Here is a 20,297-nt window from a genome sequence, read left to right on the forward strand (position 1 = left end):
AGCACACTCTGTTTTTTTTATACTATTACCAGGCTGTTGCCAAATATGGAAAAGAGGTTCCGAAAGCTTTATCGTTAGCATTAACATTATCCGATGTAAGACCAGGATTTGAAGCTCCGGTTGAACCTCCAAAAATCAGCAATAATTCTACATCAATAACATCATCTGCCAAAGCTCTTCCGGTTAAAACATTAGTACCATCAAAGAATGTTGTAGTTCCTGTTTTTGAAACATTTATAACATCTGTAGCCAGAAGTCCTGTAAATTGTGCGGCTGTTTGTCCCAAAGCATTTGTTGTAAAATTGGGGTTTAAAGCCATTAATCGAGATTGGAATACAGATTGATATTTTGCTCCCATTGCCGAAGGAATTGCGGCATTAAAATCATCTTTTGGCTGACCTGAAGCTATAAAAACAGTATTTATTGCGGGTCTTGCCATTTGATCTTGCTGAACAAAAGTTCCTGAAAAATCAAGTGCTACCTGATTGTTATTTGTATCATCATTATTATCACAATTTACAGATACAACTGCAACCACTAAGGCAATTGTCATCATTTTGAATGTATTAGATTTCATATCGTTACGTTTTTAATAAAGTTAGTTATTGTTTTTTCTTAGTTTCTGCCCACACATTCAATGTACTTGAATTACCTAACATTGCTTTTGGAACTTCAACAACTACTGATAGTACATTTGTTCCTGCAAAAGTGTCTACGCCAGGATTATTAAATCCCGAGGCTGTTCCGCCAAGAATTGCTTTAAATTGACCTAAGTCAAAAAAGAAAGGATCATCTCTTGGTCCAGCAAAAAATTTCATTCCGTTTTTTTCAGCAGTCAAAGCTGATGCGCCATAAGAAGAAATAGTTACGCTTCCCGAAGCTGCAGCGGTTTTAATTGTACTTGAAATTCCTGTTGTACCTGGAGCTACTGGTCCAAAAAAGTACATTTTGTCATCTCTTTTTACTGCTTGAATTACTAAATCTTCCACATTATCTCCTGTGTTGTCGATATTAATTTCAATCATTACATTGTCATTAAATACCGCCGCCGCAGTTGCATTAGGACTTAACAGCCCTTGTGTATTTACAGCAAATACCAAGTTGTTTGTGTCTTGTCCTTGAAATGTGTAGACATCAGTAATATCTGCAGCATTACCCGTTACAGCCGGAGCATCGATGTGATCTGCAGCTACTAATATTAAGCCTGAAACCGCCACTAGCGATAGACCTAAAATCATTTTTGTTTTTTTCATTTTGATTTAAATTAAAAGGTTATAAAAGCATTTACGGGATTACATACAGTTTGGTTTTAATAATCTTAAAAAAAAATCAAAATATTTTATAAACTATTCATTGTCAGATTTTTAAATGTTTAAAAAAAATGTAATTATTTGAAAAAAGTATTTTTTTTAGGATAGAAACAGATATAATTTGTCAATTGTAAATAAGAATGTATAAGTTTGTAAAAGCAAAATAAAACGAATATGACCCAAGACGAATTATTAGTATTAATTTACAAGAAAGACGAAAAAGCGTTCACACACCTTTATGATATGTACTCTAAAAGTTTGTTTTCGGTGATTAAAGTTCTTGTTAAAAATACCGAAGAAGCCGAAGATGTTCTCCAAGAAGTTTTTGTAAAAATCTGGAAAAACATTGATTCTTACCACGAAAGCAAAGGCAGGTTTTATACATGGATTTTGAATATTGCCAGAAACACTTCTATAGATAAATTGCGTTCCAAGAATTTTAATAACAGTCAAAAAAACCTTTCTTCTGATAATTTCGTACATCTATTTGAAGACAGTAATAAAGTCGTAAATAAAATTGATGCTATTGGTATTCAGGAATTTGTAAAAAAGCTGAAACCCAAATGCATTCAAATAATTGATTTACTGTTTTTTAAAGGCTATACCCAGCAAGAAGCTTCAGATGAATTAGAAATTCCTTTGGGCACTGTGAAAACACACAATAGAAATTGTATCAATGATTTAAGAAATTATCTAAAAGTATAATGGAAACGAAACAATATATAGAATCCGGTATATTAGAACTTTACGTTTATGGTTTACTTAGTGAAGCCGAAAACTTAGAAGTAGCCGAGATGGCTAAAAAAAATCCAGCAATTAATGACGAAATTATTGCGATAGAAAAGGCAATTGTAGCTTTATCATCGAGTTTTTCTCCGTTTCATTCTGTGGCAAATTACGAAAAAATAAAAGCGAAACTAGAACTTAAGCACGCAGATGTAATTGAATTACAACCAAGCAGAAATTGGTCACAATACATGGGTTGGGCTGCGGCAATTATTTTGTTATTAGGCATCGGATACCAATACAATCAATTGGATCAAACTAGCAATCAGGTAGCGACAACAACACTCGAAAAAGTAAAATTAGAAAAAGATTTGAATGCTTTACAATTAAAAAACAAAGCTAATGAAACCAGTTTAGCCGTTGTTCGGGATTCGAAAAACACGGTTGTTGCTCTTGGTGGACAAGCTGCAGCTCCGGAATCTTTTGCAAAAGTGTATTGGAACAAAGAAACTAAAGTTGTTTATGTAGATGCCGCAGGATTACCGGAACCACCAAAAGGAATGGTTTATCAGGTTTGGGCTTTAAAGCTAAATCCGTTAACGCCTACCAGCATTGGATTATTAGAGAAATTTGACGTGAATAATCAAAAAATGTTTGCTGTTAATAACGCGGAAGAAGCCGAAGCTTTTGGAATTACACTTGAACCTGCCGGCGGAAGTATAACTCCTACAATGGAACAATTGTATACATTAGGAAAAGTATAAAACAGTATTTCTATAAAAACAAAAAGGTTCAACCGCAAAGTTGAACCTTTTTGTTTTAAATAATGCTTATCCCTTTAAAATAAATAAAACATTAATTACGGCTAATTATATTTTTTCATTTTAATCTATCAAATTAATTAAGCATATCAAGAATAATCTATTTTATCGCATTCTTTTAAAAACCAGATTTTTGAGTTTGGACTTCATTCTTTTGGAAGGATTGAACTTTATTTTAGAGCCTTTAATATTGGCTGTTCCCAATTCTTCCAGCGTATCGGCAGGAGTGCCTTGAACTGTTATTTGAAACGAACCCAAACTATCAATTCGCACGATGCTTCCTGCTGCTAATGCCTCGGAAATTACTTCTGTAAGACCAATGATTACACCATAACAATCGGCTTTGCTAACGGTAGATCGCGAAGCTACTATTTCGGCTAGACTGTCTAAATCTTCCTCTCCATTATGAATCGCACAAGGGTAATATTTGATTTGGGGTGGCGAAACCAATATGTTTTTCTTGGGTACCATTTTAAATTGTATGGCCATACTTGTATTGTATAATTATCATTTTATTCAATCTTTACTCCATATTTAAGTTGATGAATGTTCATTCCACTAACCTGTATTACTATTTTTGTTGTCAATAATTACAAATATAGTTAAAGATATATAAGTTTAATTAAAAATATATGCATCTTTATATAATAAGAAATATATGTTTTATTTTAAATATCTATATCTTTTTAATAATTGAACTTGATATCTTAAAAAAACACAAAGTTACTATAGAATTTTCGAGTCAGAGAAGAAAAGAGAAAGAGTTGCTTTGGATACTCTTGAATTTGTTATTACAACAAAAAATCTCCATACGAATTGCAATTTGCAAAGGGCATCGAGATTCAAGTAAATCTGTAATAGTTTTAAATTATTGATTATAAAAAATTAAAGGAAATTTAACCAATAGGTAGTTTTACCAATTGTTCATATAATTAATATCTTAAAAACAACATTATCTCCATATTGGCGTACTAACCAACTCTGTGGAACCCATATTATCCTATGGTCTTAGTATCATATTATAAAAGACCCATTCATTATTTTTTTCAATTACCGATTATAAGAATAAACTAAAGCAAGCAGTCGCGTGCTAAACTTAGTAAAAGTACGTCTCTTTTTTTTAATTAAATATTTAACACTTACGAAATAAATTAACATTTAATCAAAAATAGATTATTTGTTGCTACGAACTTTGACCTACTATAAACTAAATAGGCTGCCCTAATAAAAGGGCAGCCGTAAGTTAGTTATTCATTCTTATTACATCTTCATTGAAAACTCATCCTTATATAAAAACTTTTTAAGCAGGTGAATAAATATCTCCAGATACGTAATAGCGCAAAACGCCAGCTATATAAATAACATTTAATCTAACAGTTGCCCCTGCTTCAATATTTAAATTATTTCCTCCAGATGGAAAAATTTTACTGTAGAAGAAACCGCTCATTAGTAATGACCCTGTTTCGTTTGTATTTATAATTGTACAAGTAAAACCATTTGATAAATTATTTTCAGAAACAGTAACATTACCTGATAAATAAATAATTTTTCCTGAATCTAAATCTGTTATAAAAGTATTTGATGCATCCCTTGTAGCAGATAAGCTTGCAGGTTCTCCTGCAGGACCTTGAGGTCCCATTGGTCCTGTTGCTCCATCTAAACCATTCTGACCATCAATTCCGTTTAAACCTGCTGGTCCTTGAGGTCCCATTGGCCCTGTTGCTCCATCTAAACCATCATTTCCTGCCGGTCCTTGAGGTCCCATTGGCCCTGTTGCTCCATCCAAACCATCATTTCCTGCTGGTCCTTGAGGTCCCATTGGTCCTGTTGCACCGTCTAAACCGTTGATTCCATCAATTCCATTTAAACCTGCTGGTCCTTGAGGTCCCATTGGTCCTGTTGCTCCATCCAAACCATCATTTCCTGCAGGTCCTTGAGGTCCCATTGGTCCTGTTGCACCGTCTAAACCGTTGATTCCATCAATTCCATTTAAACCTGCTGGTCCTTGTGGTCCCATTGGACCTGTAGCTCCATCCAAACCATCGTTTCCTGCTGGTCCTTGAGGTCCCATTGGCCCTGTTGCTCCGTCTAAACCATCATTTCCTGTTGGTCCTTGAGGTCCCATCGGGCCAGTTGCTCCGTCTAAACCATTTACTCCATCAATTCCGTTTAAACCTGCGACACCTTGAGGTCCCATTGGTCCTGTAGCTCCGTCTAAACCATCATTTCCTGCTGGTCCTTGAGGTCCCATCGGTCCTGTTGCTCCATCCAAACCATCATTTCCTGCCGGTCCTTGAGGTCCCATTGGACCTGTAGCTCCATCCAAACCATCATTTCCTGCTGGTCCTTGAGGTCCCATTGGTCCTGTTGCACCGTCTAAACCGTTGATTCCATCAATTCCATTTAGACCTGCCGGTCCTTGAGGTCCCATTGGACCTGTAGCTCCATCCAAACCATCATTTCCTGCTGGTCCTTGAGGTCCCATTGGTCCTGTTGCTCCATCCAAACCATCATTTCCTGCAGGTCCTTGAGGTCCCATCGGGCCAGTTGCTCCGTCTAAACCATTCTGACCATCAATTCCGTTTAAACCTGCTACACCTTGTGGACCCATCGGTCCTGTTGCTCCATCTAAACCATTCTGACCATCAATTCCGTTTAAACCTGCTACACCTTGTGGACCCATTGGGCCTGTTGCTCCATCCAGACCATTTATTCCATCAATTCCGTTTAAACCTGCTACACCTTGAGGACCCATTGGGCCAGTTGCTCCGTCTAAACCATTTACTCCATCGATTCCGTTTAAACCTGCTGGACCTTGTGGTCCCATTGGTCCTGTAGCTCCATCCAGACCATTTATTCCATCAATTCCGTTTAAACCTGCGACACCTTGAGGTCCCATTGGTCCTGTTGCTCCATCCAGACCATTTATTCCATCAATTCCGTTTAAACCTGCTACACCTTGTGGTCCCATTGGACCTGTAGCTCCATCCAATCCGTCATTTCCATCAGCACCATTTAATCCTGCTACACCTTGTGGACCCATTGGACCTGTTGCTCCATCTAAACCATTTTGACCATCAATTCCGTTTAAACCTGCTACACCTTGTGGACCCATTGGGCCTGTTGCTCCATCTAAACCATTCTGACCATCAATTCCGTTTAAACCTGCTACACCTTGAGGACCCATTGGGCCTGTTGCTCCATCTAAACCATTTTGACCATCAATTCCGTTTAAACCTGCTACACCTTGTGGACCCATTGGGCCTGTTGTTCCATCTAAACCATTTTGACCATCAATTCCGTTTAAACCTGCTACACCTTGTGGACCCATTGGGCCTGTTGCTCCATCTAAACCGTCATTTCCAGCTATACCTTGAGGGCCAGGAATAGAACTCCCAGATGATTTAGCATATAAAGCATAAGGAACACTCATCAATTGTGAAGTACCAATTATAGTATATGAAGTACCTCCAGTTGGGTCGATTTCAGTCTTAATAAAGTAAGGACCATTTGCCCAATCAATAGTGCTATAATAACCTGTAACTGAATTTCCATTACCAATTTCCAATGTAATTAATCCATTTGCATTGGAAATGGGGGTTTGTGTTTCTGTATAAACTTCTGTACCTGTTAAAGAACCCTGTAAAATACTGATTTTAATTCCAATAGGTTGATTTACTATTAAGTTATTGTCAGAATTTCTGATTATGGCTTGGTAGCTCATAAAATCTTGTTCTTGAGCAAATGTTGTGATTGATAAAAATAATAACAATCCTAAAATATATAATTTCTTCATAGTTTAGTTAGTTTTAATGATTTTAAAAGTCTTAACTTCTTTATTGCTTTCTAACACTTTTAATAAATATATAGCATTAGGATAATGCTCCATTTGAATAGTTGTGGACGCAGTTAATATTTTATCATTAACAAGCAATCTTCCATTAAAATCAAATAATTGGTATTCAATAGGCTTAGAATTATAATCTTTTACCAGTAGATTAAGTAAGCTGGTTGTTGGATTAGGATAAAGAGTTAATTCAAGATTTATATTAGGATTATCAATTCCTAATAAAGTTTGAATTTCAAAGGGTTGCTGTATACCTTGTACTAATGATCCTATGGTATTATAGTTGACCTGTCCCATTGAATAGCTTATATTACCGTTGTTTCCCGAGGCATTTCCTCCAGAGGTTACTATAGCTTGCTGAGCGTTTATTTGAGTACAGCTTAAAATAGCACCTATAAAAAGTAATTTTTTGTTCTCCATAATTTATTTGTTTTTGGTTTATTAATCTTAATTTTTATTTGAATTAGTATCTATAAGAAAATATACAAATAGTGGTGATAATGATATTTCTTATAATTTTAAATTGTGTTAAAAAACTTTAATAAAAAACAATGATAAAAGAAAATTTTTGCCGTTTAACGACAAAAAAATGGCGTCCTGAAATTTAAAATAAATAGTAACAACTTTTCAGTTTTTAGTAACTGTTAATTAGTAAATAGCTAATCTTTTAATGGGATAAATGAAATACAGATTAAAATTTAATTCTCGTTATAAATTAAAATATGAGGATAATATTTTTAATTTTTAGTAACTTTATTATATAATAAGATTGAAAACAATAGTTTTCAGTTTTCAATTAGAACTCATGATTTTTGAGTTTAATTCAAAATCATTAAAAATAGAAATACTTAGTCTTTTATAAAAAAATTATAATGATTACAAATCTACTTTTTATTATTACTGGTCTTGTAGGTTTATTAACTGCTCTATTGATTTTTAGAAATTATAAATCCAATAGAATGATGAATCTATATATGATTTTATTAATCATAATAATTTCATTACGATTTTTCATAGGAGGACTAATCTATTTTAATTCTGATAGAACCTTTAGTTTTAACTATTTAAAATATGTAAATCTATCATCAGTTGTAATACCACTTTGCTATTTGTATTTTAAAAATTTAGTTTTTAATAAAAAAAAATTTTGTGTTAAAGACCTTGCTCATTTTGTTTTTCCAATATTCTTATATTTAGCAATAATAATACTTGAGAGCCTTTCACTATTATCCATGAAATTAGTTTTCATAATATATCCCATTTTTTGCAGCTTTGCCATAATCTATTTTATTTTATGTTTTAAAGTATTAAAAAATAATATTTGGATTAATAAAGTGGAAATAAATGTGGGGCAGAAACAAAATCAATTAATTAACAGGTGGGCTACTTATTTATTTATTGCCCTATTTATATTGTCTGTTAGATTGATGGTATCTATATTCCTTGAAATATCTAATAACAGCTACGCTAGAGGTTTTAGCTATCTATGGATATCGGCAATTATATGGTTACTAGTTTTATTTAAAATATTAATTTCTCCTGAAATCCTTTATGGCTATGATGTACTTAACAAAAAAATAAACGAAAACAGAGGTTCTAGCCTGATATTAAAAAATGTTTGGAAAACATCTGTAGATGTAAAATTATCTAATAATCATCATATTATATTAAAAGAAAAAATAGAAAAAAAATTATTGGTCTACATACAAAAAATAGAGAATCAGTCGTTTAAATATGAAATATTTAGAGATCCAAAACTGACATTGCCTGATTTTGCAAATAAATTAGAAATTCCAAAAAGTCATTTGTCATACCTATTCAAATATCATTCAACTTTATCTTTTTCTGAATATAAAAAAGTAATTAGAATTCATGATGCAATAAAGCATATAGAACTAGATTATTTAAAATCAAACACTTTAGATTCATTATCTAAAAAAGTTGGTTTTACATCGTACAATCCTTTTTTTACGAGTTTTAAAGAGATTTCAGGTGTATCACCAATAGAATATTATAAAACAATTCAAGTTGCATTTGATGAATAAGAAAAGGTTCAACTTTGCAGTTGAACCTTTTTTTATAGTAATTAGCGAAATGTTATTTCTTATAATATTTTCTGTAGTTTGGATAGGTTATCGCTCCTAATAATGATATTCCTCCTAACGAATACCAAATCCAACTTAACGAATGTGCTTCTCCGCTGGCATAAGAATGCAATCCAACTAAATGGAAATTTACTCCATAATAAGTAAATAAAATGGATACAAAAGCAAACATACTCATCAAATTAAATACCCATTTTCCTCTCAAAGAAGGAACAAATCGAGCATGAATCACAAATGCATATACCATAATACTGATTAAAGCCCATGTTTCTTTTGGGTCCCAACCCCAATAACGTCCCCAACTTTCATTAGCCCATTGTCCACCAAGAAAATTTCCTATGGTAAGCATAATTAAACCAATAGTCAAAGCCATTTCATTGATATAAGTGATTTCCTGAATATTCAAATCCATTTTGGCTTTGTTTTTTTCATTAGTAAACAAAATCAACAGTAATGAAACCGCTCCTAAAATCATTCCTAAAGCAAAAGGTCCATAACTGGCTACAATAACTGCTACGTGAATCATTAACCAATATGAATTAAGTACAGGTTGCAAATTAGCAATTTCAGGGTCAATCCAGTTCATGTAGGCTGCAGCCAAAATCATTGCGGTTACAAAAGCAGATGACGCCACAGTGAGTTTTGATTTTCGGTCGAAAGCTAAGCCAAAAAACATTGTTGCCCATGCAACATAAATAATCGATTCATAAGCATTACTCCACGGTGCATGTCCTGAAATATACCAACGCGCAATTAAACCAGCAGTATGTAATCCGAACAATAATCCAATAATGACATGCATCACATTAACTGAAATAATCAATGCTTTACGTTCTTTGAATATGTTTATAATAGTCAATAATAACATCAGGATTGCTGCCGTCAAATACCAATAGGGTAATTTTTTGAAAACATCATATTTGTTATACAATATCTCTAGCGAAATTTTTTCTTCACTTGGCAATACTTTACTACCAAACTTTTTCTGGAAACCGTTGATACTTTCCAGTAATTCATCGGCAGATTTATAATCATTAGAAGTGGTTGCGTTACTTAATGTTCCAAAATATAATGGCAAAATACTTTTGGTATACGTTGAATCCATTCCTTTCATGCCAGATTCGTTGAGTTCTAAATAAGAAATCCATTTACTGTTTTCGTCATTCGGAATAGGGAAAATCTTTAAAATTCGTCCACTCAAAGCTGATTCCATTAAGTTTACTTTCTTGTCCGTTTCGATAAAATCTTTTTCGAACTGATTTGGATTTGCATTTTTAAATGCCTCTTCTAAATACGAAGACAATTTATAATTTCCTTTTTCATCGAAAAAAGCAACAAAAGGCGCATATTTTGCATCCTTATCTATTCCTATAATTTTACGGATGCTATCGTTTCCACTTTTAATATAAATTAATGGAATTTCAATCCAAACACTCGCATACTGTGTCATGGATAGAAATGCCTGATCAGAATTCATTTCTTTATACGTATCAGAATGACTCACTTTTCGCAATAACTCTGATGAAAAAGTGTTTATTGGTTTCATCCTTCCTCCAGCATCTTGAATAATCAAACGTCCGAATTGAGCAGCGTGTTTCTCTGAAACTTTAAATTTATTCAATAAAGAATCCAATTCTTTTTGGTTAACTGCTTTTTTAGAATGGGCAGCATGACCTTCCTGAGGAGCTTCCGCTTTTGTATGAGCATGTCCGTCATGTTCTGAATGATCGTGCTCTTGCGCAAAACTGTTGAAACTCAAGGCTAACATCAAAAGGATTAGCAATGTTGCTTTTTTATTTTTGACCACTTCTAATTTTCGTTTTAAATCTGCAAAACGGGAATGTTTAGTAAACATAATCGCCATCATAGCAAAAAACAACATAAAATAACCGCTGTATGTAATCGCTGTTCCCCAGAAATCGTGGTTTACAGACAATACAGTTCCCTTTTCATCCGGATCAAAAGAAGATTGAAAAAAGCGATATCCTCCATAATCCAGAACATGATTCATATATATTTTGTAATCGAATGGTTTTAGAGAATCCTGAACGGTAACCTGGCTTTCAAAAGAAGAATAACTTTTTTCGGTTCCCGGATATTTTTGGGCAATAAAATCATTCAGTTTTATTTTAAAAGGCAAGATATACGCTTTGCTTCCATAGAAAAAACTGTAATCAATATTTCCGATTTTTATGGTTTTAGCTTCACCAATTTTTCCTTTTGAACCGATGATTGTCACTTCTTTTTCCTGACCTTCGGCAGTCACTTTCAAAACTAATGCGTCTTCATGATTTTTGGCTTTAAAATCATTGTCAGACTCATATGCTACTACTCCTTTTACAGCAGGATCAGGAAAAACAAAACGTTTTTCTCCAATGGTGTATAACGAACGCATCATCAAGGGTTGCACAATATCTTTGGTAACTTGCCCTTTCAATTTATCAGCCATGCGCATAAAATTTCCTTCAAAAGGCGTTTGAATCGTGTATTCTTTTCCTGTTGTGTTGATATTTATCGCACCTTCCGTGTATTTATTTAAGGCAAATAATACATTATGAACATTTTGAACTTCGCCTTCTTTCAAGAAATGTTCTTCACGTCCACCCTCACCTGCTTCAACTAATTTTAAATATAAAGTTCCTTTGTTATCGGGCTTAATCGTTTGTTTTGCTCCCATTATAAAGTTTTCATAGGTCACTTCAAATGGAGTATCTGCAAATTTATTTTTGATGCTAAAATTATTGTTGGTTACTGGCGAAAGCAATAAAGGTTGCTCGAAAATACGACGTTTCATTTCGCCTTTATATTCCCCGTCAACATAAACCGTAAGAAAGGTTTTATCTGAGAAAATTTGATTTTCAGCAGCGCCTTCGCGAATAGGCATCATTCCTTCATAGCTGATATATCGCGTTACAAAAGCGCCCAAAAGAATAAAAACAAAAGCTAAATGTAGTAATAAAGTTGCCCATTTTTCTTTTTTCAGTAATTGATACCGTTTTATGTTTCCAATAAAATTAATCATGAAGAAAACCATAATGGCTTCAAACCACCAAGAATTATAAACCCAAATTCGGGCGGTATCCGTATTGTATTTGCTTTCAATGAAAGTTCCAGCGCCCATTGCTATTGCAAAAGTTAAAAACAAGACTGCCATTAATCGTGTAGAAAACAAAAAAGAGTATAATTTTTTATCCATTTGTAAGGGATTACGTTTTATAAAAGTGCCACAAAAGTACTTAAAAATGTTGACTTCTATATTCGCACATTTGTTAATTTAATCCAAAATTAAGTAACGCTCCAATAGCCTAAAAATCGTGTTTTTGTAACGATTTTGATTTTAAAATCTAACCGTTTTATTAGTCAGAATTTTTCATTTTTTTTGCTAATTTTGCCACATGACTAAAATAATCATAATAGGTTCCGGAAATGTAGCGCAGCATTTAATTCGAACTTTTCAGGATGCAGCTTCTTTGAATTCCAAAATTGAATTGGTTCAGGTTTTTGCCCGACAAAAAGATTCGGTTGCCCACTTGATTGATTTAGACAAAATCGCTACTAATTTTGACGATTTATTAGAAGCCGATTTATATATCATTTCTGTTTCAGATGATGCTATTTCTAAGGTTTCATCGCAATTACCGTTTAATAATAGATTAGTCGTTCATACCTCAGGAAGTGTTGCTTTAGATGCATTAGACACTAAAAACAGAAAAGGTGTTTTTTATCCTTTACAAACTTTTTCGAAAGATAAAATGGTTGATTTTAAAGTAATCCCCATTTGCTTGGAAAGCGAAAATGCAACCGATTTTCAATTGCTGGAAAAGGTTGCAAAAACGATTTCTGAAAAAGTTTTCGCCATCAATTCAGAGCAACGAAAAGCACTTCATGTTGCAGCCGTTTTTGTCAATAATTTTGTGAATCATTTGTACCAGATAGGACATTCTATATGCACCGAAAATCAAGTTCCATTTGAAATTCTGAAACCATTAATTCAAGAAACTGCCGAAAAAATTAATACGCTTACTCCCGAAGAAGCACAAACGGGGCCGGCAAAACGACATGACAGTAAAACTATTGCAGCACATGAATTATTTTTGACAAATAAAAATCAATCTACTATTTATAAAATCCTAACACAATCAATACAAGATAATGGCAAAAAGTTATAAAGAAATAATGAATGATATTACTACGTTTGTTTTTGACGTAGATGGTGTACTTACAGACAGTTCGGTTTTTGTTACCAATGAAGGAGAAATTTTAAGAACTATGAATATTCGTGACGGTTATGCCATGAAAGCAGCTGTAGAAAGCGGGTATAATGTGTGTATTATTTCGGGCGGAAGTAATGAAGGTGTCCGAGTGAGACTTCGAAATTTAGGAATTACAGATATTCATTTAGGTACTCCAAATAAAGTAGAAACTTTTGACGAATACACTGATGTATATAACATTAACCCGGAGCATGTTTTGTATATGGGCGATGATATTCCGGATTATCACGTGATGAAATTAGTAGGATTACCAACCTGTCCTCAGGATGCTAGTCCAGAAATTAAAGCAATTTCTACTTACATTTCGCATAAAAACGGAGGAAAAGGTGCTGCTCGTGATGTTATAGAACAAGTGATGAAAGTACAAGGAAAATGGATGGCTCATTTTGATGGTAAACTTGATTAGTCTTCAAGTTTACGGATATCGTTTTAGCTTATAATTTACAATAAAGAAATGAATTTTTTAAAATTAATACGATATCCCAATTTACTCCTACTGGCGTTTATGCAGCTCATTTTTCGGTATGGTTTTTTGAAATTACAAAATATACCTTTAGCATTAAATGACTGGCAATACGGATTATTAGTCTTATCTACTGTTTTAATAGCTGCCGGAGGTTACGTTATCAACAATATTTTTGACCAAGACACTGACAATGACAATAAACCCAATAATGTAATTGTTGGCAAAAGTATTTCGGAAACAAATGCCTATTCTATTTATGTAGCATTAAATATTGTGGGCGTTTCAATTGGTTTTTATTTGTCGAATGTGATTGCTAAACCGGGCTTTGCTTCTCTCTTTATTTTGATTGCCGCAACGCTTTATTTTTATGCAGTAAACTGGAAACAAATGCTGCTTATAGGTAATTTTATTGTCGCTTTATTACTTTCATTCAGTGTAATTATTATTGGCATTTTTGATTTGTTTCCTGTTGTAAATCAAAGTAATCAACCGCTGATGGCGAATCTTTTTTCGATACTTATTGATTATGCAGTTTTTGCTTTCATGATTAATTTTATCAGAGAAATAGTTAAAGATTTAGAAGATGTAAATGGAGATTATAATCAAGGAATGAGAACTTTGCCAATTATACTTGGAATTTCGAGAACGGCTAAAGTTGTTTCTATATTGAGTTTCATTCCTGTATGTGCAATTCTTTTGTATATTAATAATTACCTTATGCCGTTGTTGTTTGTTACGATTTATCTGTTACTTTTTGTAGTGGGGCCACTACTCTATTTTAGTTTAAAAATTTGGTCTGCTAGCTCACAAAAACAGTTTCATGTTTTGAGTTCACTGTTAAAATGGATTCTGTTGTTTGGTATCCTTTCAATTCTTGTTATTAGTTTAAATATGATGTACAATGCTTAAAAATAAATTAGAAAAATACACTTTAATTCTGGCTTCGGGTTCACCAAGACGCCAACAATTCTTTAAAGATTTAGACTTAGATTTTGAAATCAGGTTGAAAGAAATTGAAGAGATTTATCCTCCTGAATTGAAAGCGGCCGAAATCACCAACTATTTAGCAGCGCTGAAAGCAAGTGCTTTTGAAGGAGAATTAAAACCCAACGAAATTCTTATCACCAGCGATACAATTGTCTGGCATAATGAAACTGCATTGGGAAAACCAAAAGACGAAGAAGATGCTTTTGCAATACTCAAATCGCTTTCAAATGCCACTCACGAAGTGATTACATCGGTCTGTTTCAAAACCCAGGAAAAAACAGATTTGATTTACGAAATTACAAAAGTGACTTTCAATATATTGACAGACGAAGCAATTCACTATTATCTAAAAAACTACAAGCCCTTTGATAAAGCAGGTTCCTACGGTATTCAGGAATGGATTGGCTTCATTGGAGTTTCAAAAATCGAAGGTTCATATGCTAATGTTATGGGAATGCCAACGGACAAAGTCTATGAATATTTAAGTAAATTAGCCTAAAAATGTAATGTATGACTTTTTTCAACGAGTTTACCCGAGAAATAATTGGCACCGGAATTCTTTTTGTTTTGTTAATTTCATTGCGAATTATCACTACAAAAGTGGTAAAAAAATATGCGAAATCAAGTCAAATTATTGAGCATCGGACGAATCTGGTCATCAAATACATTCATTTATTAATTAACATTCTGGCGGTAATTGCATTGATTACCATTTGGGGCGTTGAACCTAATGATATTTTTATTGCTCTTTCCTCGATAGCAACTGTTGTTGGTGTAGCCATGTTTGCACAATGGTCTATTTTGAGCAATATTACCTCCGGAATTATTTTGTTTTTTTCATTTCCATTCAAAATTGGTGATATCATTCGTATTCACGATAAAGATTTTCCTATCGAAGCCGAAATTAAAGACATCAGTGCGTTTCATGTTTACCTGAAAACCAAAGATGGCGAAAAGATTATTTATCCAAATAATTTGCTGCTGCAAAAAGGAATTTCAATTTTAGAAAATTATTATGAGGATAAAGAATTTGTAGATTAAAGCTTTAATTCATTGTGAAGCTTTACTATGAAGTGTAAATTTTATAACATTTAGATAGAAATCTATAAGGTTTTAGAGTTTTAAAACAAGATTTTTGTTGATTAGACTAACAATGATTTAATTCTAATAATTGAGTGTCTTTTCTAAAACAAAAAAATATGAATCCGATTATAAAAATCCCTTTTTATGCCAAAATAACCCTTATTTTATTGGGTTTAATAAGTATCACTTATATACTTTTCATTGGTCAGAATATTATTGTTCCTGTAGTGATGTCATTTTTGTTTGCCATTTTATTAGAGCCAATAGTTGCTTTTTTAAAATCAAAATTACATTTTCCGCATGTTTTGGGAGTCATTATAACAGTGCTGATTTTTGTATTGGTCATTTTGAGTTTGTTCATTTTTCTCTCTTTTAAAATTAGTGATATTATTGAAGATTTTGATAAAATAGAACGAAATCTGAATATTCATCTCAATAATATTCAACGATTTGTGCGCGACAATTTTCATTTAAGTTCTAGAGAACAAAAAGAATATTTAGATAGCGCTACCGAAGATTCCATGGAAAAAGGAAAGGAAATTATAGGAACCACTTTGCTGTCGTTTACAGATACTATTTTAAATATTACTTTAATACCTATTTATACTTTTCTGATTCTTTTGTACAAAACACATTTTATGTTGTTTTTATCCAAATTGTTTAAAAAAGAGTCTCATCCTAAACTTCGTGAGATTTTAAATCAAATTAAAGTAGCTGTAAAAAGTTACATTGTGGGTTTGATTATAGAAATGATTGTAGTTTCTATTTTAACCACTTTGGGATTTATGATAATTGGCTTAAAATATGCCATTTTGCTAGGTATTATTACCGGAATTCTAAACCTTATTCCGTACATAGGCATACTGTTTGCTGGGATTTTGAGTATTGTTGCCTCGCTGACAGGATCTCCTGATTTATCAATCATTATTGGCGTAATTGTTGTGAGTATTATTGTTCAGTTGATTGATAATAATATTTTGGTGCCTATGATTGTCAGCTCAAAAGTAGAAATAAACGCTTTTGTATCTATCATAGGAATTATAATTGGTGGTGCAATTGCAGGAGTTTCCGGAATGTTTCTGGCCATTCCTGTTTTAGCTATTTTAAAAGTGATTTTTGATAGAATTGAATCTTTAGAAGCATGGGGATATTTGATGGGAGATCATTTGCCAAAAACATATACTTGGCGCAACATAAAACTACCGCTTTTTGATTCAAAAACAGAAACAAAAAACATTTTGATAAAAACAGATATAACAGTTCCTGTATTTACGGAAACCACTACTGAAACGGATATAAATAAGAAGGAATGAAATACTGATTTAAAATTTATATAATTATTTAATAGTTGAAAAATCCCCAAAAAAGAAACTATTAAATTATTGTCGTTATAATGAAAATTAATTTTTTTCAAATGTCTCAAAAACAAAAATTGCTCCTTTTTCTGCTGGTATTCAGCTATTGTCCCCTTTCTTTTTCACAAGTAGGTCAGGCAAAAGAGGATTCTTCTGCGGTATACAAAGACATTCAAACCTATTCTAAAAAAAATAAATTTACCAAGCTGCTTCACAAATTAATCTTTGAACCGGTTAATGTAAAAATAAAAAAGAAAAGAGTTCTTCCAAGAATCCAGCAAAAATTTGAAGGCAAAATTATTCGGAATATAACTATTGAAACACTAGATCCGTTCGGATATTCTGATAAAGATTCTAACAGGGAACCGAAAAATTGGGCTGAAAAAACCGGAAATAGAATCCATCTTAAAACTAAAAAATTAGCTATTCGGAATTTATTGCTTTTTAGAGAAAACAAACCCTTAGATTCTTTGCTGATAAATGAATCAGAACGTTTAATCAGAAGTCAAAAATACATTCGAAGTGTAAGAATTGATCTTAAATTATCAGAAAAAAATTCGGATTCTGTTGATGTTTTTATTCGGGTAATCGATTCTTGGAGTCTTATTCCAAAAGGCTCTGTTTCTAGTTCCAGATCTTCTTTTGAATTGAATGAAAAAAACTTCATGGGAATTGGTCACGAATTTAAAAACAAATTCACAAATCGGTTCAGTGACGGAAAAAACGCTTATAATTTAGATTATACGGTTCCTAACATCAAGAATTCCTTTATCAAAACAACATTTAAATACAATATTGATTTAGATAATTATTTTGGTAAAAGTATCGATATAAATCGTCCTTTTTATTCGCCTTTTGCAAAATGGGCCGGCGGTATTTACTTTGATCAGCAGTTCCGAAAGGATACACTTCAGGATGTTAATCTGGTGTATGCACAACAAAATTTTAAATACAATTCTCAAGATTATTGGATTGGACATGCGTTTAGTATTTTTAAAGGAAATACCGAAAAAAACAGAACAACAAACTTGATTGTATCCGGACGTTATTTGAACATCAATTATCTCGAAAGTCCTACTATAGCCTATGATCCTGTCGATTTTTATTCTAGTGAAAAACTTTTTCTTTCAGGTATTGGTATAACTTCCAGAAAATTTATTCAAGACAAATATATATTTAGAAACGGAATTATTGAGGATGTTCCCATTGGAAAAATTTACGGAATTACCGGTGGATACCAATACAAAAATCACAAAGGAAGATTCTATTTAGGCGGTCAGGCCTCTTTTGGAAACTATTATGACTGGGGATTTCTAAGTACTAATTTTGAAGTAGGAACTTTTTTTGATAAATCGACTACGAGTCAAACTACTTTTTCCTTTCAAATCAATTATTTTACCCATCCGATAGAACTTGGAAAATGGAAATTAAGACAATTTATTAAACCACAAGTTATAATTGGTTTAAACCGTTTGAACGTTATAGGAGATCAACTTACCATTAATGAAAATTATGGTATTCAAGGGTTTAATAGCGCCGTATATGGAACTAAAAAGATGATGCTTACTTTACAAACACAAGCATATTCGCCTTGGGATTTATGGGGATTTCGTTTGAATCCGTATTTTAATTATTCGATTGCCTTATTAGGAAACGACCAAATAGGCTTACTTGATAGCAAAGCATATTCAAAAATTGGAATTGGTTTAATAATTAATAATGACTTTCTGGTATTCAGCTCTTTTCAATTATCGCTTTCTTATTATCCGTCGATTCCCGGCAGCGGGCAAAACATTTTTAAAACAAATGCTTTCGAAACTTCTGATTTTGGTTTTCAAGATTTTGAATTAGCAAAACCTCGTACCGTAATTTTTAAATAAACAATCTTTTTGTAGATCATTATTAGGCTTGTTAAATCATCTTTTGATTTCTCTAAAATTCAAAATCATAACACATTAAATATGTGAATTTTATAACTTAAAACAATAACTATACAACAAATGACAGGCTATAACTTCTATCTTTACTCTAACAATAATGTTAAACTAAAACTACAAATAAGATGAAAAAAGTTACCTTTTATTTAATGATGATGGTATTGTCATTAAGTATTTTACCTACCCAAATGATGGCTAAAGAAAAAACTCCAACAGCTATTACTAATGATTCAAAAGAAGTTCCTGCAGAAGTTAAAGTACTGCTGAATCGATTAGAAGAGATTAAAACAATGGACAAATCCGAATTAAAATCTTCAGAAAAAAAAGCATTACGTAAAGAAGTTAGAGCCATTAATGCCGAATTAAGATCTACAGGAAATGGAGTTTATTTGTCAGTTGGTGCTATCATTATTGTTATCCTTTTGTTGATTCTTTTATTATAATCCAAGTCTACCTACTTACCATAGAAAAAGAGAAGCTTCAATAACTTCTCTTTTTTATTTTAAAGAAAACCTAAAAAACCCAATTAAATGTTAATATTTTTTATTGGCACAGTTGTTGAAAATACCCTTAAACAAGTGTACATGAATAATTATTAATTAAAAAAATACAAAATGAAAACATTAAAATTAATCGCCGTAGGAATCACCCTTTTGGTATCCAGTTCGATAGAAGCACAAATTTCAGTAAACGTAAATATTGGTTCACCACCGGCTTGGGGACCTGCAGGATATTCATCAGTAGAATATTATTATTTACCGGATGTTCAAGCCTATTATGATGTAAGAGCAACCCAATTTATTTATTTTGGCGGAGGAAGATGGATTCGCTCCAGATATTTACCAAATCAATACCGAAACTATGATTTATATAACGGATATAAAGTAGTTTTAAATGATTATCATGGTTCAAGACCTTATTCTCATTACAAAGAACACAAAGTAAAATATTATAGAGGATATAAAGGAAGACCACAAAGAAATATAGGTAATCATAATAACCATTATAAAAACTATAACAATAATAGAAATTATGGTAACGACAATAGAAATAAAGGAAATAACGGGAATCATGGTCATAAAGAAGAAAGAGAACATGGTCGTGGACATGGGAAACATTAATTCCTAAACCTAATGAATTTGAAAAGAGAGCACCAAATAATGGTGCTCTCTTTTTTTATAGCATCCTTTGAAATAATTTTAACCAATCAAATAAATAGGATTGAGTTAAAGTATTAAAAATGATTTATTCCGTTTTACACTCTTGATTATTTATTTCTTTATTTGATTCAAAAAAATGCAGTTATCCTTCTACGGTGCCATTTAAAAGAAAAATATTAACATAATGTTTTGAATTAGAGTAAATAATCCGTCCTTTTTATTACTA

At 32.4% G+C, this 20,297-nt stretch carries 18 protein-coding genes; 12 read left to right on the forward strand and 6 right to left on the reverse strand.

The window, feature by feature from the left end; genetic code table 11:
* Window positions 1-25: 25 nt before the first annotated feature.
* Window positions 26-577: a DUF4331 family protein gene (locus O6P34_RS11695; RefSeq protein ID WP_269684690.1), complete on the reverse strand. Its 552-nt coding sequence runs from the start codon at window positions 575-577 to the stop codon at window positions 26-28.
* 25 nt (window positions 578-602) lie between these two features.
* Window positions 603-1,253 carry a DUF4331 family protein gene (locus O6P34_RS11700; RefSeq protein WP_269684691.1) on the reverse strand — a complete coding sequence of 217 codons (651 nt, stop codon included), beginning with the start codon at window positions 1,251-1,253 and terminating at the stop codon, window positions 603-605.
* A gap of 231 nt (window positions 1,254-1,484) precedes the next feature.
* Between O6P34_RS11700 and O6P34_RS11705 the strand changes: the two genes are divergently transcribed.
* Both O6P34_RS11705 and O6P34_RS11710 read left to right on the forward strand, forming a co-directional pair.
* Window positions 1,485-2,015 (forward strand): RNA polymerase sigma factor, encoded by a 531-nt coding sequence (locus tag O6P34_RS11705; protein ID WP_269684692.1) that lies wholly within the window; start codon window positions 1,485-1,487, stop codon window positions 2,013-2,015.
* Window positions 2,015-2,800: an anti-sigma factor gene (locus tag O6P34_RS11710; protein ID WP_269684693.1), complete on the forward strand. Its 786-nt coding sequence runs from the start codon at window positions 2,015-2,017 to the stop codon at window positions 2,798-2,800. The genes O6P34_RS11705 and O6P34_RS11710 overlap by 1 nt, the downstream gene beginning before the upstream one ends.
* A 162-nt stretch (window positions 2,801-2,962) precedes the next feature.
* On the opposite strand, the gene O6P34_RS11715 is transcribed toward O6P34_RS11710, so the two are convergent.
* The 3 genes from O6P34_RS11715 to O6P34_RS11725 all read right to left on the reverse strand — a co-directional run bounded on the left by O6P34_RS11715 (window position 2,963) and on the right by O6P34_RS11725 (window position 7,124).
* A complete protein-coding gene (locus O6P34_RS11715; protein ID WP_269684694.1) occupies window positions 2,963-3,346 on the reverse strand; it encodes an HU family DNA-binding protein in 384 nt (127 codons plus the stop codon).
* 811 nt (window positions 3,347-4,157) lie between these two features.
* Window positions 4,158-6,653: a DUF8740 domain-containing protein gene (locus O6P34_RS11720; RefSeq protein ID WP_269684695.1), complete on the reverse strand. Its 2,496-nt coding sequence runs from the start codon at window positions 6,651-6,653 to the stop codon at window positions 4,158-4,160.
* Between the two features lie 3 nt (window positions 6,654-6,656).
* Window positions 6,657-7,124 (reverse strand): T9SS type A sorting domain-containing protein, encoded by a 468-nt coding sequence (locus O6P34_RS11725; RefSeq protein ID WP_269684696.1) that lies wholly within the window; start codon window positions 7,122-7,124, stop codon window positions 6,657-6,659.
* 452 nt (window positions 7,125-7,576) lie between these two features.
* On the opposite strand from O6P34_RS11725, the gene O6P34_RS11730 reads away from it, so the two are divergent.
* Window positions 7,577-8,749, forward strand: a complete 1,173-nt coding sequence (locus tag O6P34_RS11730; protein ID WP_269684697.1) for a helix-turn-helix domain-containing protein — start codon at window positions 7,577-7,579, stop codon at window positions 8,747-8,749.
* 52 nt (window positions 8,750-8,801) lie between these two features.
* On the opposite strand, the gene O6P34_RS11735 is transcribed toward O6P34_RS11730, so the two are convergent.
* On the reverse strand, window positions 8,802-12,005 hold the full coding sequence (locus O6P34_RS11735; protein ID WP_269684698.1) for a cytochrome c biogenesis protein CcsA: 3,204 nt from the start codon (window positions 12,003-12,005) through the stop codon (window positions 8,802-8,804).
* 199 nt (window positions 12,006-12,204) lie between these two features.
* Here O6P34_RS11735 and O6P34_RS11740 point away from each other — a divergent pair, with 199 nt between their 5' ends.
* From O6P34_RS11740 to O6P34_RS11780, 9 genes are all read left to right on the forward strand, one after another.
* Complete coding sequence (locus tag O6P34_RS11740) at window positions 12,205-12,978, forward strand: Rossmann-like and DUF2520 domain-containing protein (RefSeq protein WP_269684699.1); 774 nt, start codon at window positions 12,205-12,207, stop codon at window positions 12,976-12,978.
* The gene (locus O6P34_RS11745) at window positions 12,962-13,489 is read left to right on the forward strand and encodes a KdsC family phosphatase (RefSeq protein ID WP_269684700.1); all 528 of its coding nucleotides are present in this window, start codon (window positions 12,962-12,964) and stop codon (window positions 13,487-13,489) included. Before O6P34_RS11740 ends, O6P34_RS11745 begins: the two co-directional genes overlap by 17 nt.
* Before the next feature lie 48 nt (window positions 13,490-13,537).
* Window positions 13,538-14,458: a geranylgeranylglycerol-phosphate geranylgeranyltransferase gene (locus O6P34_RS11750; RefSeq protein ID WP_269684701.1), complete on the forward strand. Its 921-nt coding sequence runs from the start codon at window positions 13,538-13,540 to the stop codon at window positions 14,456-14,458.
* Window positions 14,451-15,035: a Maf-like protein gene (locus O6P34_RS11755; protein WP_269684702.1), complete on the forward strand. Its 585-nt coding sequence runs from the start codon at window positions 14,451-14,453 to the stop codon at window positions 15,033-15,035. Before O6P34_RS11750 ends, O6P34_RS11755 begins: the two co-directional genes overlap by 8 nt.
* Before the next feature lie 11 nt (window positions 15,036-15,046).
* Entirely contained in the window at window positions 15,047-15,577 is a 531-nt protein-coding gene (locus O6P34_RS11760; protein WP_269684703.1) for a mechanosensitive ion channel domain-containing protein, read from the forward strand.
* A gap of 158 nt (window positions 15,578-15,735) precedes the next feature.
* Window positions 15,736-16,932, forward strand: coding sequence for an AI-2E family transporter (locus O6P34_RS11765; RefSeq protein ID WP_269684704.1), 1,197 nt, complete (start codon window positions 15,736-15,738; stop codon window positions 16,930-16,932).
* A 101-nt stretch (window positions 16,933-17,033) separates the two neighbouring features.
* Window positions 17,034-18,854, forward strand: coding sequence for a BamA/TamA family outer membrane protein (locus tag O6P34_RS11770; protein ID WP_269684705.1), 1,821 nt, complete (start codon window positions 17,034-17,036; stop codon window positions 18,852-18,854).
* Between the two features lie 182 nt (window positions 18,855-19,036).
* Window positions 19,037-19,354 (forward strand): hypothetical protein, encoded by a 318-nt coding sequence (locus O6P34_RS11775; protein WP_269684706.1) that lies wholly within the window; start codon window positions 19,037-19,039, stop codon window positions 19,352-19,354.
* A gap of 171 nt (window positions 19,355-19,525) precedes the next feature.
* Complete coding sequence (locus O6P34_RS11780; protein WP_269684707.1) at window positions 19,526-20,032, forward strand: hypothetical protein; 507 nt, start codon at window positions 19,526-19,528, stop codon at window positions 20,030-20,032.
* Window positions 20,033-20,297: the final 265 nt, after the last annotated feature.

This window comes from Flavobacterium lacustre (assembly GCF_027474525.2).
Taxonomy (GTDB): Bacteria; Bacteroidota; Bacteroidia; order Flavobacteriales; family Flavobacteriaceae; genus Flavobacterium; species Flavobacterium lacustre.

What these genes read in the sequence shown, in the direction of transcription:
- O6P34_RS11695 (WP_269684690.1), bottom strand. Translation starts at nt 577, where the DNA reads ATGAAATCTAATACATTCAAAATGATGACAATTGCCTTAGTGGTTGCA.
- O6P34_RS11700 (WP_269684691.1), bottom strand. Translation starts at nt 1,253, where the DNA reads ATGAAAAAAACAAAAATGATTTTAGGTCTATCGCTAGTGGCGGTTTCA.
- O6P34_RS11705 (WP_269684692.1), top strand. Translation starts at nt 1,485, where the DNA reads ATGACCCAAGACGAATTATTAGTATTAATTTACAAGAAAGACGAAAAA.
- O6P34_RS11710 (WP_269684693.1), top strand. Translation starts at nt 2,015, where the DNA reads ATGGAAACGAAACAATATATAGAATCCGGTATATTAGAACTTTACGTT.
- O6P34_RS11715 (WP_269684694.1), bottom strand. Translation starts at nt 3,346, where the DNA reads ATGGCCATACAATTTAAAATGGTACCCAAGAAAAACATATTGGTTTCG.
- O6P34_RS11720 (WP_269684695.1), bottom strand. Translation starts at nt 6,653, where the DNA reads ATGAAGAAATTATATATTTTAGGATTGTTATTATTTTTATCAATCACA.
- O6P34_RS11725 (WP_269684696.1), bottom strand. Translation starts at nt 7,124, where the DNA reads ATGGAGAACAAAAAATTACTTTTTATAGGTGCTATTTTAAGCTGTACT.
- O6P34_RS11730 (WP_269684697.1), top strand. Translation starts at nt 7,577, where the DNA reads ATGATTACAAATCTACTTTTTATTATTACTGGTCTTGTAGGTTTATTA.
- O6P34_RS11735 (WP_269684698.1), bottom strand. Translation starts at nt 12,005, where the DNA reads ATGGATAAAAAATTATACTCTTTTTTGTTTTCTACACGATTAATGGCA.
- O6P34_RS11740 (WP_269684699.1), top strand. Translation starts at nt 12,205, where the DNA reads ATGACTAAAATAATCATAATAGGTTCCGGAAATGTAGCGCAGCATTTA.
- O6P34_RS11745 (WP_269684700.1), top strand. Translation starts at nt 12,962, where the DNA reads ATGGCAAAAAGTTATAAAGAAATAATGAATGATATTACTACGTTTGTT.
- O6P34_RS11750 (WP_269684701.1), top strand. Translation starts at nt 13,538, where the DNA reads ATGAATTTTTTAAAATTAATACGATATCCCAATTTACTCCTACTGGCG.
- O6P34_RS11755 (WP_269684702.1), top strand. Translation starts at nt 14,451, where the DNA reads ATGCTTAAAAATAAATTAGAAAAATACACTTTAATTCTGGCTTCGGGT.
- O6P34_RS11760 (WP_269684703.1), top strand. Translation starts at nt 15,047, where the DNA reads ATGACTTTTTTCAACGAGTTTACCCGAGAAATAATTGGCACCGGAATT.
- O6P34_RS11765 (WP_269684704.1), top strand. Translation starts at nt 15,736, where the DNA reads ATGAATCCGATTATAAAAATCCCTTTTTATGCCAAAATAACCCTTATT.
- O6P34_RS11770 (WP_269684705.1), top strand. Translation starts at nt 17,034, where the DNA reads ATGTCTCAAAAACAAAAATTGCTCCTTTTTCTGCTGGTATTCAGCTAT.
- O6P34_RS11775 (WP_269684706.1), top strand. Translation starts at nt 19,037, where the DNA reads ATGAAAAAAGTTACCTTTTATTTAATGATGATGGTATTGTCATTAAGT.
- O6P34_RS11780 (WP_269684707.1), top strand. Translation starts at nt 19,526, where the DNA reads ATGAAAACATTAAAATTAATCGCCGTAGGAATCACCCTTTTGGTATCC.